The sequence below is a fragment of the Pseudomonas sivasensis genome, from assembly GCF_013778505.1.
GTDB classification, from domain to species: Bacteria; Pseudomonadota; Gammaproteobacteria; order Pseudomonadales; family Pseudomonadaceae; genus Aquipseudomonas; species Aquipseudomonas sivasensis.
Map to the genome: position 1 here is coordinate 1 of NZ_JAAOWU010000027.1, position 14950 is coordinate 14950.

The window sequence follows — 14950 nt, forward strand, 5'->3', positions numbered from 1 at the left end:
GATGATGTTCGAGACTTTCAGGTACGAGTTCGTGGCCAGTGGCGGGCCGATGCAGATGCTTTCGTCCGCCAGTTTCACGTGCATCAATTCGGTATCGGCCGTCGAGTAAACAGCGACGGTCTTGATGTCCAGTTCTTTACAGGCACGCACGATACGCAAAGCAATTTCACCACGGTTGGCGATGACTACTTTTTGCAGTTTTGCGACTTCACTCATTCTGACCTCCGCGTCGCTCAAACAATGTTGAACATGGGCTGATCGTATTCAACGGGCTGACCGTCTTCGACCATGATTGCCTCAATGACCCCACTGCAGGTTGCCTCCACCGTGTTCATCATTTTCATGGCTTCCACAATGCACAGGACATCGCCTTTTGCCACGGATTGGCCAATCTCAACAAACGCTGCCGAAGTCGCCGAGGCCTTGCGGTAGAACACGCCCACCATCGGCGCCGTGATGAACGTGCCGGCGGGTTTTGGCTCGACCTGTACCGTCTGCGACTCGGATAGTGGCGAGGGAGCGACCGCCTGGGGAGCGGCGGCCGGTTTACGGTCTCGACGAAGACGGACCCGATTGCTGCCTTCGTTGAAATCAATCTCCGCCAAGCCTGATCCTTCGATCAACTTGACCAGTTCTTTTACTTTTTCAATGTCCATGCTGCTGCAACCTTATGCTTGGGTTGGGGGCGTAACGTGGCGTCGAACTATCTAAGGAGGTTGCCCTTGGAGGTTTCACGCAAGGTGAGAATCGCTAATAAGGCACACACTGCCGCGCCTGCCATGAAATAGCCCGGTACCAGTAAATTGCCGGTCTTGGTGATAATCGAGGTGACCACGTAGGGGGTGATGCCGCCGCCCAGGATGGCGCCCAGGTTGATGCTGATCGCCATGGCCGTGTAGCGCACACGTGTCGGGAATTGTTCTGCGTAAGTCGGGTAGCCAACCGATTGAACGATCGGCATAGGCAGGGTCGCGACGAACATGGCCAGTGCGGCGATCCAGAGGCTGCCGCTGTCCATCAGGATCATCATGGGAATCACCAGAATCGCGTAGCCCAGAAAGCCGATACTCAGCGCCTTCCTACGACCGATACGGTCTGACAAACCACCCCAGAACGGCATCATCGCTGCCAGGCACAGGCTGATCACTGCAATCACCCAGTAGACTTTGGATTTGTCGAAGTGCAGGTAGGTCGTGAGGTAGATGTTCATGAACACCATCCCGATGAAGTAACCCGCATTCTGTGCCGACGCGAATACGATGACCCGCAGCAGTGCCGGCAGGTTTTTGCTGAATACCTCTTTGACCGGCGCTACCGGTGGCTTTTCCTTCTCAAGGAAAGCTTTGAATTCCGGCGTTTCTTCAACGTTGTGCCGCATATAAAACGAGAACATAACCAGCGGGATGGACAAGAAAAACGGGATGCGCCAGCCCCATGCCTGCAATTGCTCGGCACTGAGCAGCCCGGTGGTGATACCGCAGACAATCGCCCCGGTTGCGCCACCCACGGCAACCCCCAGCGGTGTGAATGAACCGAAGAACCCGCGTCTGCCGTTAGGAGAAGATTCCGCTACAAACGCCGCGGCGCCTACCACTTCGCCACCGGCGAAGAAACCTTGGGACAGTCGCAACAGCACCAGCAGGATAGGGGCGGCCAGTCCGATCTGTGCAGTGGTGGGCAATACCCCAATGAGTGCAGTTGCGGTGCCCATCCCGATCACGGTGCTGAGCAGCACTCGACGTCTACCGATACGATCGGCAAGGCGACCGAGCAGCACGCCGCCGATCGGGCGGATGACAAAGGCAATGCCGAACACCGCCAGTGTGGCGAGGAGGGCAGCGGCAGGGTTGTCACCCGGAAAGAACAGAGGTGCGATGATGGTCGCCATATAGCCGTAGATACTGAATTCATAGTATTCAACGGCGGTGCCGGTGGCCGAGGCCATGGCTGCGCGCTTGGCAATGACGGCTGACTGCGTTGTACCGCTGGTGGCGTGTGCCTCGACGTCGAGGTGCGACGAGTGCGTATTTTCAGAGAGAACACGAGACATAAATACCTTCCACTCTGGCCATTGGCCAAAAGAGTTAAGTGGCAGAGGGGCCTGCCTTGAAAGTGACGTACTGAAAACCGACAGTGCACAGTTCATCCGGGCATGCAGGCGCCCAGACGCATCCGTCATTGACTATTCAGCTCTCAGACGAGGTTTTAAGCTCGGCAGTTAAAACGAGGGGTTTGATTCACGAGGCATGGCTGTTTCCTTTTTATTATGGGTAAACGTTGTGGGTGTCACTCAGGTACGCGCACGCGCGGGTTTTTGAATGGTGATGCCTTCTTTGAGCAGGGCTTGCCTGATCGCGCTGGCAAACGCTGCAGCGCCAGGCTGGTCGCCGTGTAGGCAAAGCGTCTGTGCCGTCACCGGTACCCAGGTCCCTTGGGTGGTGCGCACTTCGCCTAAATGCAGCATGTTCATGACTTGATCGATGGCCTCGTGGAGGTTTTCGATCATTGCGCCAGGCTGGCTGCGGGGCGTCAGTGTGCCGTCCTCCTGGTAGCTGCGATCGGCAAACACTTCCTGTGCCACGGTTAAACCACAGGCTTGGGCGGCAGTGACCAAGGTGCTACCCGACAAGCCGAAAAGAATCAGGCTCGGATCAATGTCTTTTACTGCCCGGCAGATCGCATCGGCAGTGGGGCGGTGCACCGCGGCGAAGTTGTAAAGCGCACCATGGGGTTTGACGTGGCGCAGTTCGACCTTGGCCGCTTTGGTAAAGCCCAGCAACGCACCGACTTGGTAAACGATGAGTTCGTACACTTCATCCTCGGACAGCGTCATCATCCGGCGACCGAAACCTTGCAGGTCGTCAAAGCCTGGATGGGCGCCGATTGCCACACCCAGCTGTGCGGCCAGCGCCACCGTTGAGCGCATCGAGCGCGAATCCCCAGCGTGAAACCCGCAGGCGATATTGGCTGAGGTGAGGTGGGGCAGAATCGCTGCATCGTCGCCTGCGCGATAAATGCTGAAGCCTTCGCCAAGGTCGCTGTTGAAATCTATTTCAGGCATTGAAGGCCTCCATCGCTTTGAGCGTGCGAGCGCGGGTGAGCAGCAAGGTTTCGGCGGCGCTCAAATCTATAAGAGAGAATCGCAACTTATCGCCCGGCAGTAACTGCGCGAGCCGTGGCAGATCGACGCTGGCTACTTGGGCGATACGTGGATATCCGCCGGTCGTTTGTCGGTCGGCCATCAAGATCAGCGGCTTGCCGCTAGGGGGCACCTGGACGGTGCCGAACGTGACACTTTCCGATAGCAGTTCTTTGGGCGAAGACAACGCCAGCGGTGTGCCATCGAGTCGGTAGCCCATGCGGTCAGAGTCACCGCTCAAGGTGTAGTCATGGTTCAAGAAGTGCGCTTGGGACTCGGCGGAAAAGTCTTTCCATTCTCTTCCGGCGATCACTCTTATCTGTTCGCAGGCAACCGCTTCGTACAGCCCAAAGTGGGAGCGGGGGCTGAGGCGTGGCGGGTTGGCAAACGATGAGCAGATGGGGATCAAATCCCCGGCTTGAAGTGCGCGGCCGCGCAGCCCGCCGAACCCGCCCCGGGAGTAAGTGCTGGTGCTGTTCATCAGCGGGTGCAGCAAAAAGCCGCCCCCTACCGCGAGGTAACTGCGGGCGCCCTGTCGCCGTTTGCCGAAACTCAAGGTGCTGCCGGGAGACACCAGGGCAGCCACGCCGGGCTTGAGCGGGATCGCATCCAACTCGGCGCCAAGGTCTGCGCCAGCGAGTGCAATCACGGCTTTGGCCTGAAAGTGCAGCGTCGGGCCCTGCAGGGTCATTTCCAACGTGCTGAAGGTGCGAGGGTTGCCGACCAGCAAGTTGCACAGGGCGTGCGCATCTTCATCCATCACGCCGGTCACAGGTACGCCCCAATGCTGGAACCCATGGCGACCGGTGTCCTGGAAGGTTGAGAGCATGCCGGGTTTGATTACCTTGATGGTCACTTCGTGTTCTCCCGAGCCAACAGATCAAATTCATGGCGGGTAATGGGTACAAATCGAATCTGGTCGCCGCCCTGTAAAAGACACGGCGGCTGACTCAAGGGAGAAAACATGGGCAGCGGTGTACGCCCTATGAGGTTCCAGCCGCCGGGGAGATCAGCCGGGTAAATCACACTTTGTCGGTTAGCGATGCCGATGCTGCCTTGCTTTACAAGCGTGCGCGGTGTTGCGCGACGCGGCAGCGACAGGGCGCTGTCGTGCATGCCGATGTAAGGATGGCCTGGCGCGAAACCGACCATCAGCACATCCAGCCAGTCGGCCGAGTGAGCGGCGATGACCTCGTTGGTGGTCAGGCCGCAGGCCTGTGCAATGTCTTCAAGATCCGGGGCATATTCCGGGTCGTAGCACACGGGAATATCGAGGCGGGTGACTGTCGTTGCGGCAGCACTGTGCGAGTCTTTGAGACGCTCGGTCACAAGTTTGCAGATCGATTCGTAAGGCGATACGCCGGGGAAAAGACAGGCAATTGACTCAGGAGAGTAATGAACGCCGACGGTCACCATCGCAGAGACAACATCCGTGACGCCCGGCAGTTGACCGTGTGCGCCCAGAGTGCGTAATTGGCTGCCTACCGAGGCGGCCTGGCGGTTGAGGTCAATGGAAAATACGCTGCCAAATATAAGGATTACGCAGCGATCACCGCACGGCTCAAAGTGCCATTTCACGGTGGAGAGCGGCGCTCTCGGCTGCTCATCCAAAATGCAACTGAGGTCGGACATAGTGTTCTCTATCCTCATGCGGCAGGCTAAGCATCGGCCACGCGCGTGCAGCGAGACAGAGAAAGCACGAGCTTTCACAGGTATCCGGCGCAACACAGCAAGGCTTCACGGCTTGAGAGTGCGCCGTCGCTCTAATGGCGACGGTCGCTTGAACAACGTCTTACTTGGCGAACAGCTGGCTCATATCCTTGAACGCCTTGAACTCCAGCGCATTGCCGCATGGGTCGAACAGGAACATGGTGGCCTGCTCGCCGACTTGGCCCTGGAAGCGGATGTAGGGTTCGATCACGAACTTGGTTGCGCGCGCTTTCAAGCGCTCTGCCAGCGCTTCCCATTGCGCCCACTCCAGGATGATGCCGAAGTGCGGAACCGGTACGTCGTGGCCGTCTACCGGGTTGCTGTGGACGCTTTCCTGCGACGCTGTCTTTGGGTGCTCGTGGATGACCAGTTGATGGCCGTAGAAATCGAAGTCTACCCATTGGTCGCTGGAGCGACCTTCGGAAAGACCGAACACCTCACCGTAGAAGTGACGTGTGGCGGCCAGATCGTAGACGGGAATTGCCAGATGGAAAGGGGAGAGGCTCACGGTGATTTCCTATTGATTTGTTTTGATCTGAATCAATTCTTATCCGGAAACACAGTGGGGAAAAGCGCAAATTCTGAGTCCTGAGCACGAATTATTTCGATGAGTAAATCGTTAGCGCAGGCTTTTGCACCATTGTTGTTCATGTTGCACCACGATGGGTCGTACAAACGCTCAACAGCTTGCGGTGCCGCGGTTGATTTTCTATTGCTCATATGAATTCGGAAGACATCACACCGCATCAAGGACGCAGGTCCGGAAGATGTTGAACAGCGGTGAATGTTTTTGCCGATACTTTGAGACCAGTACGATCTCCCTGAAAAACGTGAGCTGGCGCAACTCCAGCACCCTGACGTCATCCGCATGTTCGAGCCATAGCCCCGCCTTGGGTACCAGCGAAACGCCGAGCCCACTGCGTACCATTTTGACAATGGCATCCAGTTCATCCAGCTCCAGTGCCTGATGCACATGGATTTTTTGCTGCTTGAGAAACTGGGTGACCAGCCGCCCGCCAAACGAGCCTCGGTCATACCGCACAAAGGGTTGTTCCGCCAGAATCGCCAGCGGGTCGTCGCCCACTACATCTTTGGACGTGATCAATACGAAAGCCTCGCGCGCGATGACTTCGGCATGCAGATCCTTGGGTAGGGAAAAAGGCGGTCTGATCATGATGGCCAGGTCCAACTCGCCAGCGTCCACCTGGCTGAGCAGGTTCAACGACACACCCGGCACAAGGTTGGTTTCGATGAAAGGCGCCTGTGACTTCAAAGCCACCAGCGCCTGCGGCAGGATCCCGGTCTGAACCGTGCCGATCGCGCCGATTCGCAGTGCGCCGTGGAAGTCATTGCCGCTGTCTGCGGCACCCATTCGACCGAAAAGCCGCAGGATTTCCTCGGCCAGGGGAATGGCACGTTGGCCTGCTGAATTGAGCGTGGCTGAGCGTCCGGTACGATCAAACAATTTGACGCCCAAGCTGTCCTCAAGGCTTTTGATCTGAGCGCTGACGGCAGACTGCGTCAGCCCAACCTGCTGGCCAGCCGCTGCGAACGTGCCCCGCTGCGTAACACATATAAATGTCTTCAACTCTCTGATCATGGTGCACCTGGATTCGTGATGGGGTGTTGGCGCAGAAGGTCGTCTGGTTCGCTGTGTGTATTGTTGAGTACTTTTTCCAGGTGCTCAACGAACACGCGCACTCTGTGCGGCACATGTTGACGTGTCGGTAGCACTGCCGTGATCGACAGTTGCTCGGGCAGCACATCCTCAAGGTTCACCTTTACGAGTGAGCCTTCAGCAAGTTCGTTGCGGATATCCCAATAGGTCAGCATGGCCAGGCCCAGACCTTGTTTGCTTGCAGTGCGCACCGCCTCGACACTGTTGGCGGAAAACGCGCCCTGAGCTCGAATGGCCACGGCGTTCTCGCCGTTGGTGAACGGCCAATAGGGCATTCCGTGCAACGCGATGCATCGATGATGATTGAGGTCTTCCAGCACCGTCGGTGTGCCCCATTGCGCCAGGTAGGCCGGGCTTGCGCACACGACACGCGGATTCGGCGCAAGGTTGGTAGCCACCAATGTCGAGTCGCGCAGCGTGGCGATGCGAATGGCCACATCAATGCCGAGCCCGGCGATGTCGATGATGCTATCCGATAGCGTCAGGTCGACCTTGAGGGTTGGGTGGTCAGCCAGCAGGGCTGGCAGCAGCGGCATGATGACGGTTTGGCCAAAGACGCTAGGCGCGGTGACCCTCAATGTGCCGCTGGCACTGCCCGCACTGGTTTTCAACGTGGCCCGCGCAGCTTCGTTGGCCTCAAGCATGGTCTTTGCGTAAGGCAGGTACATTTCGCCTTCCGGCGTGAGTGCGACGGAGCGTGTGGTGCGGTGTACCAGGCGCACACCCAGCTCTTTTTCCAGGGCCGCCAGACGCCGTGAGACGGTCATCGCCGACAGCCCAAGCCGCCGCGCAGCCTCGGACAAACTGCTGCTGACGGCGACGTTAGCGAACACCTCTATCTCGGGAATCTGCATGGTTATAACCGTTTGCGTTAAGGCGCCTTATTGCAAGCGTGCGCTTCTAATGGGCGATTGCCACGCTTATCGTCGTGGCTGGCGAATAATTGAGGGCAAATCATGACAGCACTAAACTCGCGCATTGTAACGCCATTCGATATGGGCGCTCTTAAGCTGAACAATCGCATGGCACTTGCTCCCATGACACGCGTCAGTGCGAGCGAGAGCGGCAATGCCACACCTGCGATGGCGCGATACTACGAGCGTTTTGCCCGTGGCGGTTTTGGCTTGGTCATCACGGAGGGGATCTACACCGATCGGCAGTATGCCCAGGGCTACCTCAACCAGCCCGGTATCACGGACAGCGAACAGGCGCTTGCCTGGCGCGAGGTAGTCGAGGCGATTCATCGCCATGAGAGCGCAGCAATCGCGCAGATCATGCACGCCGGTGCATTGAGCCAGGCGAACCGTTTTGTTGAGCAATCTGCTGGCCCTTCGGCCATTCGCCCGAAAGGCGAACAGATGAAGTTCTATTACGGCGAGGGGGCGTATCGAGTGCCCCAGGCCATGAGCGATGAAGCTATCGCGGATGCCATTGAGGGGTTTGCCCAGGCGGCTAAACGGGCTGTTGGAATCGCGGGCTTTGACGGCGTTGAGATCCATGGTGCCAACGGCTACTTGCTGGATCAGTTCATGACGGGCTACTCCAATCAACGCGAAGATCGATGGGGCGGTGATGTTCGCCAGCGCTTGAGCCTGACGCTTGAGGTCATTGCAGCGGTGAAGAAGGTGGTCGGGCACTCGCCGGTCGGTGTGCGTATATCCCAGGGCAAGGTCAATGACTTTCAGCACAAATGGGCGGGTGGGGAACATGACGCACAGACTATCTTCGGCAGCTTGGCTGACGCTGGGGTCGACTTCATCCATGTGACGGAGCATCAAGCCTGGCAGCCGGCCTTCAGCGGTAACGAGGCAAGCCTGGTAACGCTGGCTCGCCGTTATGCGCCTGGTGTCGCGTTGATTGCGAATGGCGGAGTGCAGGACTTGAGCAGCGTTGAACAAACCCTGCAGGCTGGCGCAGATATTGTCGCTGTCGGCAAGGCTGCCTTGGCCAATCCGGACCTTGTACAACGGTTGCTGGAGGGACGCGCGCCGGAACCCTTCGATCCGTCGTTGCTTGCGCCGATTGCCCACATCAAGGACAGCGAGCTGAATTAGGTGCAGTGAGTTACAGATCGGCGGGTGGATTCGCTACTATGTACGCCAATCACCGCCACCCGATCTAAGCCTTTGGAGCACCGAATGCCAAGCCAGAAGGACGTGGCCGCCGAAAGCGGCGCGCCGATGATTCCTGAACAGCGTCGCGAGTTGATCTTGCGTCAGTTGCGCAAACAGCATGTGCTGAGTGTTCACCAGTTGATGGAGATGTTCGACTGCTCACACATGACGGTGCGCCGCGATATCGCGTTGCTTGAGCAGGAAGGCCTGGCGTATTCGGTGACGGGCGGTGTGCGCATTGCCAGCCAGCTTCACAGTGAGCCCAGCCACCAGGTCAAGGCCGTGGTTGAGTTGCCGCAGAAGCAAGCGATGGCCAAACTCGCGGCCCGTCTCCTGTTGGCGGACATGACTATTTATTTGGATGCCGGCACCAGCACCCTGGAGATCGTGCCCTATATCAAACTGCTCAGTGGCATGACGGTGGTGACCAATGACTTCGGCGTGGTTCAGGCGTTGATGGATGCACCCCACGTGACGGTGATTCATACCGGTGGGCAGCTCGACCATTCCAATCATTCCTGTGTCGGCGGCCTGGCGGTGGCGACACTGCGTCAGGTGGTGACGGATATCGCGTTTATCTCGACCAGCTCCTGGGACCTGCGACGCGGCATCACCACACCGTCGGCGCTGAAGGTGGAGGTCAAGCAGGTGGCCATGCAATCGGCGTCCCAAGTGGTGCTGGTGGCCAGCAGCTCCAAGTACGGCACGTTCAGCATGTACAAAATTGCCGGGTTGGAGCAGTTCGATGTGATCATCAGTGATGACGCACTGGCGCCTGCGGCGGCGGATGGGATTCGCAAGCAAGGGGTCGAATTGATGTTGCCGTCCGACCCCCAGCCAGCCTAACGCGCCTTTTCAGTCTCTTGCATGAATTGCCCCAGCTCCTTGCTGTAAAACTTCGCTATGCTCGTGGTGCCATGGCCACGGGTGTCGGCACTGGCGGGGATGAGCAGCAGCCGTGCGTGCTTGAGCTCTTTCATCGACGCTTCCAACCGTCCGGTTTCCGGAGGGTTTCGCTCATCGTCCGCCGAGTTGATGACCAGCACCGGTGCCTGGATCTTGTTCAGACCTAGGGCTGCGTTGTAGTCGGCGGAGGATTGCCATTGGTAGATGAAGTCATTGGCGTCTGCGGTTTGCGCGGCATTCAAGCGCTCATCCACCAACTTGTCGGCCAGCGCTCGGGTCGGTGCCGCCGCCTGATAGGCGAGGGTGCCGCCGCTGGTGCCAACGCTGAACATCGCGTTTGCCAGGCGCAGGGACGGCGGTTGCGCGCTGTAGTTACCGTTGTTCCAGGCCGGGTCTTGCTTGATCGACTCCACCAGCAAACGGCGCATCATCCAGTTGCGCGATGACATCTCGGTGGGTTGGGACGCCATGGGCACCAGCGCGTCCATCATCTGAGGCCAAGTCTGGCCCCACATCCAGGTTTGCATACCGCCCATGGAGTTGCCGATGATCAGCCGCAGGTGCTTGATCCCCAGGCCTTCGGTAACCAATCGATACTGGGCTTGAACCAGGTCGGTGTAGTTGTACTCGGGAAACTTTGCGCGCAGGCCGTCGGAGGGTTTGCTGGACTGGCCCACGCCGATACCGTCGGTGGAGATGATGTAGTACTTGCTGGCGTCCAGCGGCTGCCCGGGGCCGAACAGTTCGCCGCCAAAATCCTTGCTCAGCACATCGCTGCCGGGCCGGTAGGTGCCATGCAGGTAGAGGATGGCGGGGTTCTTGGGGTTGCCGAGGGTGATGTAGTGCAGTTTGAGGTTGGCGAGTTTTTCACCGGTGTGAAAGGTGAACTGCGGGGCGATCCAATCGCCCTCGGTCGCGGCCGGTAACGACGCGGCGCCGACGGCGGAACTGATCAACGCCAGGGACAACAACAGCCCGACCGCGGGCCGTGGACTGAATCTGTGCATGGGTATTTCCTATTGTTTTTGTTTTAGGAGCCCGTGCGCACCAAGGTATGCAGGGGCTTGATCACTTAGCGCGCTTTCCAGTCCCGCAACCATTGCAGCCCTGCCGAGGTGTCGCTCTTGGGGCGGTATTCGCAACCGACCCAGCCGTCGTAGCCCAACTCGTCAATCAGCTCGAACAGGTAGGGGTAGTTCAATTCACCCAGGTTCGGTTCGTGTCGGTCGGGTACGCCGGCAATCTGAATATGGCCAATGCCGTTGATGTCGCGAAGCAGTTTGACCGCCAAATCACCTTCGACGATCTGGCAGTGATAGCAGTCAAACTGCACCTTCAAATTGCTTGCGCCGACCTCCTTGCAGATCGCGTGTGCCTGGTCCTGTCGGTTGAGGAAAAACCCCGGCATGTCGCGAGTGTTGATCGGTTCCAGCAACACCGTCACGCCAGCCTGACGTGCTTGGGCGGTGGCGTAAGCCAGGTTCTCGAGGTACACCGCGTGATGGCGCTCACGGTGCTGCTCCGAGGGCAGCAGGCCGGCCATCACGTGGATGCGGGTATTGCCTAGCACGGCGGCGTATTCCAGGGCACGGTCGAAGCCGGCGCGAAATTCGCTTTCGCGGCCCGGTAGGGTGGCGATGCCGCGTTCACCCGCCGCCCAGTCGCCGGGCGGCGCGTTGAACAGGGCTTGAACCAGGCCGTTGTCGCTCAGGTGCTGTTTGAGTACCTGGGCGCTGTATTCGTAGGGGAACAGATACTCCACGGCATCAAAACCATCGGCCGCAGCCGCTGCGAAGCGCTCCAGAAAAGCGTGTTCGGGGTAAAGCATGCTTAGGTTGGCAGCAAAGCGAGGCATGTGAACTCCTGATGAAAAACGATCAGACAAAAGGCCAGATCAACAGGGTGATAAGGAAGCCGAGCGTGCCGAGGAGGGTGGTGATCACCGTCCAGGTCCGCAGGCCGTCTGCCACGTTGAGGCCGGCCAGCTTGGTGAAAATCCAGTAGCCGGCGTCGTTGATGTGCGACATCGCCAGCCCGCCACCGCCCATAGCCAGGCACAGCAGGGCCATGTGGTTGGGCGTCAGGTTAAGCGTGGCGATCAACGGGCTGATGATACCTGCGGTGGTTACCAGGGCCACGGTGGTGGAGCCTTGCACGGCGCGCAGCAACATGGTCAGCAAAAAGCCCAAGGCCAGCACCGGCAGCCCGGTGGTACGCAGCAGGTCGGAGACCACCGCGCCGATGCCGGTATCCACCAGTACCTTGCCGAATACGCCACCGGCACCCGCAATCAAAATCACCATGGCCACACCCGGCAGCGCCGAGCCAATTACATCGGAGACCTGGGTACGGCTCCAGCCGCGACGGGAACCGAGCAGCCAGGCACACAGCAAGGTGTCGAGCAGCAGCGCCACCAGGGGCGCACCGAGCACGGTCATGATGCCGCGCAGGGTTGATTCGACAGGCAGCAGTGACGTCGCCAGCGTACCCAGCAAAATCAACACGATCGGCAACAGGATCAAACTGACGATCAAGCCGAAACCCGGCGCAGGGGCGGGTGGCAGCTTGGCCACGATACTGCTGGTGGATTCCTCCAGGCCCATGTGCGAGACGGTCTCTGCACCTTGTTGCGCCTCTTGGGTTTTGCCGTCTTGCCAGGCGCGCAGGTCGTCGTTGGTGACGTGCGGGCCGTAGACTTCGGCGCGGATATCATCGGACATCGGGTAGAAGCGGCGCGTCATGCGCCCCGCCACGCGATAGCCGACGTAGCACAGGAACGCCGTCAGCGGCAGCCCGAACATCAGCACCCGGCCCAGGTCCGCACCCAGTTGGCTGGCGGCGGCGACCGCACCTGGGTGCGGTGGCAGAAATGCATGCACCGTAAGCAGCGCTGCGCACATCGGCAACGCGAACATCAGCAACGGCTTGCGAGCGCGACGAGCCACACCGTAGGCCAGCGGCATGAGGATGATCACCCCCACCTCGAAGAACACCGGCACGCCGATAATGAAACCGGCAATCGTCAAGGCAAGGGGCGTGCGTCGATTACCGAAGCGTTCAATCAGGGTCTTGGCCAGCGCCTCGGCACCGCCCGACAACTCAATGATGCGGCCGATCATCGCGCCCAAGGCAATGATGATCGCAATGTGGCCGAGGGTCTTGCCCATGCCGCCTTCAATGGTGGCGACCAGATCGGCAGGTTTAACTCCCGCCACCAGGGCCACCATAATGCTGACCAACATCAGCGCCACGAACGGCTGGAATTTGTATTTGAGCACTAGGAACAGCAGCAAGGCGATGCCTAGGCCTGCGGTTGCCATCAGGATAAGCGGGCTCATGAGCGCGGCCCTTCATGGAAAACGCAGGATGGTTTTTTGTCGCTGCAAACATCAACACGAAACTTGATAGTGGTCATGCTGGAAGGTCCTGTTGTTTTTATTGTTAAGGGTGTTGCGGGTGGGAGCGGCGCCTACCAGTGCGCGCCGAAAACGCTTTTAAGCTCGGCCAGCGCTGCAGCATCCAGCGGCGCCGGACGCGGGTTGCTCATCAGCCACAGCCGTGCGGTTTCTTCGAGTTCTTCGAGGGCGTAACTGGCCTTGGAAACTGAGCTTTCCCAGACCACCGGGCCCAAGCGCTCGAGCATTACGCCACGCACACTGTTGGCGAGGCGCGCGACCTGGTCCGCCACATCGGGCGCGCCGGGGCGTTGATAGTTGATCAGCGGGATATGCCCGACCTTCATCACCTGATACGGCGTCAGCGGGGGCAGGATGTCATCCTGGCGCCAAACACCGGCAAGCGTCAGGGCCACCAAATGTGTGGAATGGGTATGCACCACACCACCGACGCCAGGGTTGCGATCGTAAACCTGGCGATGCAAGGCCAGGGTTTTTGACGGTTTGTCGCCAGAGACCCATTTGCCCGTAAGGTCGACCTTGGCGATCAACGCAGGGTCAAGGCGGCCCAGGCACGCATCGGTTGGCGTGATCAGCCAGCCGTCATCCAGGCGCGCGCTGATGTTGCCAGCGCTGCCGACTGTGTACCCTCGCTGATAAAGACTGTGACCGACGATGCAGATCTCTTCGCGCAAGGCGTTTTCGTTGCTCATTGCGCACCTCCTGCCAGTTGCTTAAGTGCTTTGTCGAAAAAGTCTCTACCGCCGAAATTGCCCGACTTTAGGGCCAGCGCCAGCGGTTCGGCAGTGTTGCTGAGGGTCGCGGGAACACCGGGGTCAATCTGCGTGCCAATCTGCAGTAGGCGCACGCCCAGGGCGGTGACTACGGCGCCAGAGGTTTCACCGCCAGCGACCACGAAGCGTCTTACGCCGGCCTGACGTAGGGCTTGGGCAATTTCTCCCAGGGCGTTCTCTACCAATTCGCCTGCGCGCTCGGCGCCCAGTTGCTGTTGCACCGCCTTGAGTTCATCCGCAGGGCTGGTGGCATAGATCAGTACGGTGTGTGGGTTGCTCAGGGCAAACGCCACGGCATCCGCCACTACCGACTCACCCGCCGCCAGGGCTAGAGGGTCGATGCGCAGCGCCGGTCGTCCGGCTTCGATCCACGCGGCGACTTGGCCGTTGGTGGCAATCGACGCGCTCCCTGCCAGCACCACCTCGCCACCGGGTACGGTAGGTAAGGAGGCTGGATCGAAGTCGCGAAGTTTGCCGGCCCGGCGGAAGTTGTCGGGAAGGCCCAAGGCCAGGCCGGAGCCGCCGGTTAACAGCGGCAGATCACTGCAAGCGCTGCCGAGGGTGTGCAGGTCTTGATCACTTAGGGCATCCGCGATGGCCATGCCTATGCCTTGGGCGCGCAGCTCTGCAATCCGTTCGCGCACGTGTGACACACCTTGGGCGATGGTGTCGTAGCGCAGCAGGCCAACCTTTTGGGTGGTTTGTGATTGCAGTACGCGGACCAGGTTGGCGTCGGTCATCGCGGTCAGCGGGTGGTGCTGCATGCCTGACTCATTGAGCAGTTGATCCTGCACAAACAAATGACCGCGGAAAATGGTCCGGCCATTTTCCGGAAACGCCGGGCAGGCCAGGGTGAAATCACTGTCCAGCGCCTTGAGCAGGGCCTCGCTGACCTGGCCGATATTGCCGGCGGCCGTCGAGTCGAAGGTGGAGCAGTACTTGAAGAAAATCTGCTCGCACCCTTGTGCGCGCAGCCATTCAAGGGCGGCCAGGGAGTCGGCTACCGCCTGCGCCGCCGGGACAGTACGCGACTTCAGCGCAATCACGATCGCATGGGCATCCAGCGTCGCAGCGACTTCATCGCTGGGGATACCGATGCTTTGCACAGTACGCATGCCGCCGCGCACCAGCATATTGGCCAGGTCTGTGGCCCCGGTGAAGTCGTCGGCGATGCAGCCCAGCAACGGGCGTGCGCTAGGTAGGTTCATGGGCAA

General features: G+C 59.5%; 16 protein-coding genes. 2 read left to right on the forward strand and 14 right to left on the reverse strand.

Annotation, left to right across the window (positions count from 1 at the left end):
• The 9 genes from G9Q84_RS27320 to G9Q84_RS27360 all read right to left on the reverse strand — a co-directional run.
• On the reverse strand, positions 1-216 hold a 216-nt coding region (locus tag G9Q84_RS27320; protein ID WP_274603017.1), incomplete at its 3' end, for a biotin carboxylase N-terminal domain-containing protein.
• Between the two features lie 17 nt (positions 217-233).
• A complete protein-coding gene (accB, locus tag G9Q84_RS27325; protein WP_181644410.1) occupies positions 234-656 on the reverse strand; it encodes an acetyl-CoA carboxylase biotin carboxyl carrier protein in 423 nt (140 codons plus the stop codon).
• Between the two features lie 47 nt (positions 657-703).
• Positions 704-2050, reverse strand: a complete 1347-nt coding sequence (locus G9Q84_RS27330) for an MFS transporter (protein WP_181644411.1) — start codon at positions 2048-2050, stop codon at positions 704-706.
• Positions 2051-2290: 240 nt separating this feature from the next.
• Positions 2291-3061 (reverse strand): LamB/YcsF family protein, encoded by a 771-nt coding sequence (locus tag G9Q84_RS27335; protein WP_181644412.1) that lies wholly within the window; start codon positions 3059-3061, stop codon positions 2291-2293.
• On the reverse strand, positions 3054-3995 hold the full coding sequence (locus G9Q84_RS27340; RefSeq protein WP_032885538.1) for a 5-oxoprolinase subunit C family protein: 942 nt from the start codon (positions 3993-3995) through the stop codon (positions 3054-3056). Before G9Q84_RS27340 ends, G9Q84_RS27335 begins: the two co-directional genes overlap by 8 nt.
• A complete protein-coding gene (locus tag G9Q84_RS27345) occupies positions 3992-4771 on the reverse strand; it encodes a 5-oxoprolinase subunit B family protein (protein ID WP_181644413.1) in 780 nt (259 codons plus the stop codon). The genes G9Q84_RS27340 and G9Q84_RS27345 overlap by 4 nt, the downstream gene beginning before the upstream one ends.
• Positions 4772-4931: 160 nt before the next feature.
• On the reverse strand, positions 4932-5357 hold the full coding sequence (locus G9Q84_RS27350) for a VOC family protein (protein WP_034105550.1): 426 nt from the start codon (positions 5355-5357) through the stop codon (positions 4932-4934).
• 228 nt (positions 5358-5585) lie between these two features.
• Entirely contained in the window at positions 5586-6449 is an 864-nt protein-coding gene (locus G9Q84_RS27355) for a LysR family transcriptional regulator (protein WP_032885533.1), read from the reverse strand.
• The gene (locus tag G9Q84_RS27360) at positions 6446-7381 is read right to left on the reverse strand and encodes a LysR family transcriptional regulator (RefSeq protein WP_122753771.1); all 936 of its coding nucleotides are present in this window, start codon (positions 7379-7381) and stop codon (positions 6446-6448) included. The genes G9Q84_RS27355 and G9Q84_RS27360 overlap by 4 nt, the downstream gene beginning before the upstream one ends.
• 102 nt (positions 7382-7483) lie before the next feature.
• Here G9Q84_RS27360 and G9Q84_RS27365 point away from each other — a divergent pair, with 102 nt between their 5' ends.
• Together G9Q84_RS27365 and G9Q84_RS27370 are read left to right on the forward strand one after the other, a co-directional pair.
• Positions 7484-8581: an oxidoreductase gene (locus tag G9Q84_RS27365; protein ID WP_095186410.1), complete on the forward strand. Its 1098-nt coding sequence runs from the start codon at positions 7484-7486 to the stop codon at positions 8579-8581.
• 84 nt (positions 8582-8665) lie between these two features.
• Entirely contained in the window at positions 8666-9487 is an 822-nt protein-coding gene (locus G9Q84_RS27370) for a DeoR/GlpR family DNA-binding transcription regulator (protein ID WP_032885529.1), read from the forward strand.
• On the opposite strand, the gene G9Q84_RS27375 is transcribed toward G9Q84_RS27370, so the two are convergent.
• From G9Q84_RS27375 to otnK, 5 genes are all read right to left on the reverse strand, one after another.
• Complete coding sequence (locus tag G9Q84_RS27375; RefSeq protein WP_181644414.1) at positions 9484-10554, reverse strand: alpha/beta fold hydrolase; 1071 nt, start codon at positions 10552-10554, stop codon at positions 9484-9486. The genes G9Q84_RS27370 and G9Q84_RS27375 overlap by 4 nt on opposite strands.
• 65 nt (positions 10555-10619) lie before the next feature.
• Positions 10620-11402, reverse strand: coding sequence for a 2-oxo-tetronate isomerase (otnI, locus tag G9Q84_RS27380; RefSeq protein ID WP_122753774.1), 783 nt, complete (start codon positions 11400-11402; stop codon positions 10620-10622).
• 22 nt (positions 11403-11424) lie between these two features.
• Positions 11425-12885, reverse strand: a complete 1461-nt coding sequence (locus G9Q84_RS27385; protein WP_032885519.1) for a GntT/GntP/DsdX family permease — start codon at positions 12883-12885, stop codon at positions 11425-11427.
• 131 nt (positions 12886-13016) lie between these two features.
• Positions 13017-13655, reverse strand: coding sequence for a 3-oxo-tetronate 4-phosphate decarboxylase (otnC, locus tag G9Q84_RS27390; RefSeq protein ID WP_032885517.1), 639 nt, complete (start codon positions 13653-13655; stop codon positions 13017-13019).
• Positions 13652-14944: a 3-oxo-tetronate kinase gene (otnK, locus tag G9Q84_RS27395; protein ID WP_034105505.1), complete on the reverse strand. Its 1293-nt coding sequence runs from the start codon at positions 14942-14944 to the stop codon at positions 13652-13654. Before otnK ends, otnC begins: the two co-directional genes overlap by 4 nt.
• Between the last annotated feature and the right edge of the window lie 6 nt (positions 14945-14950).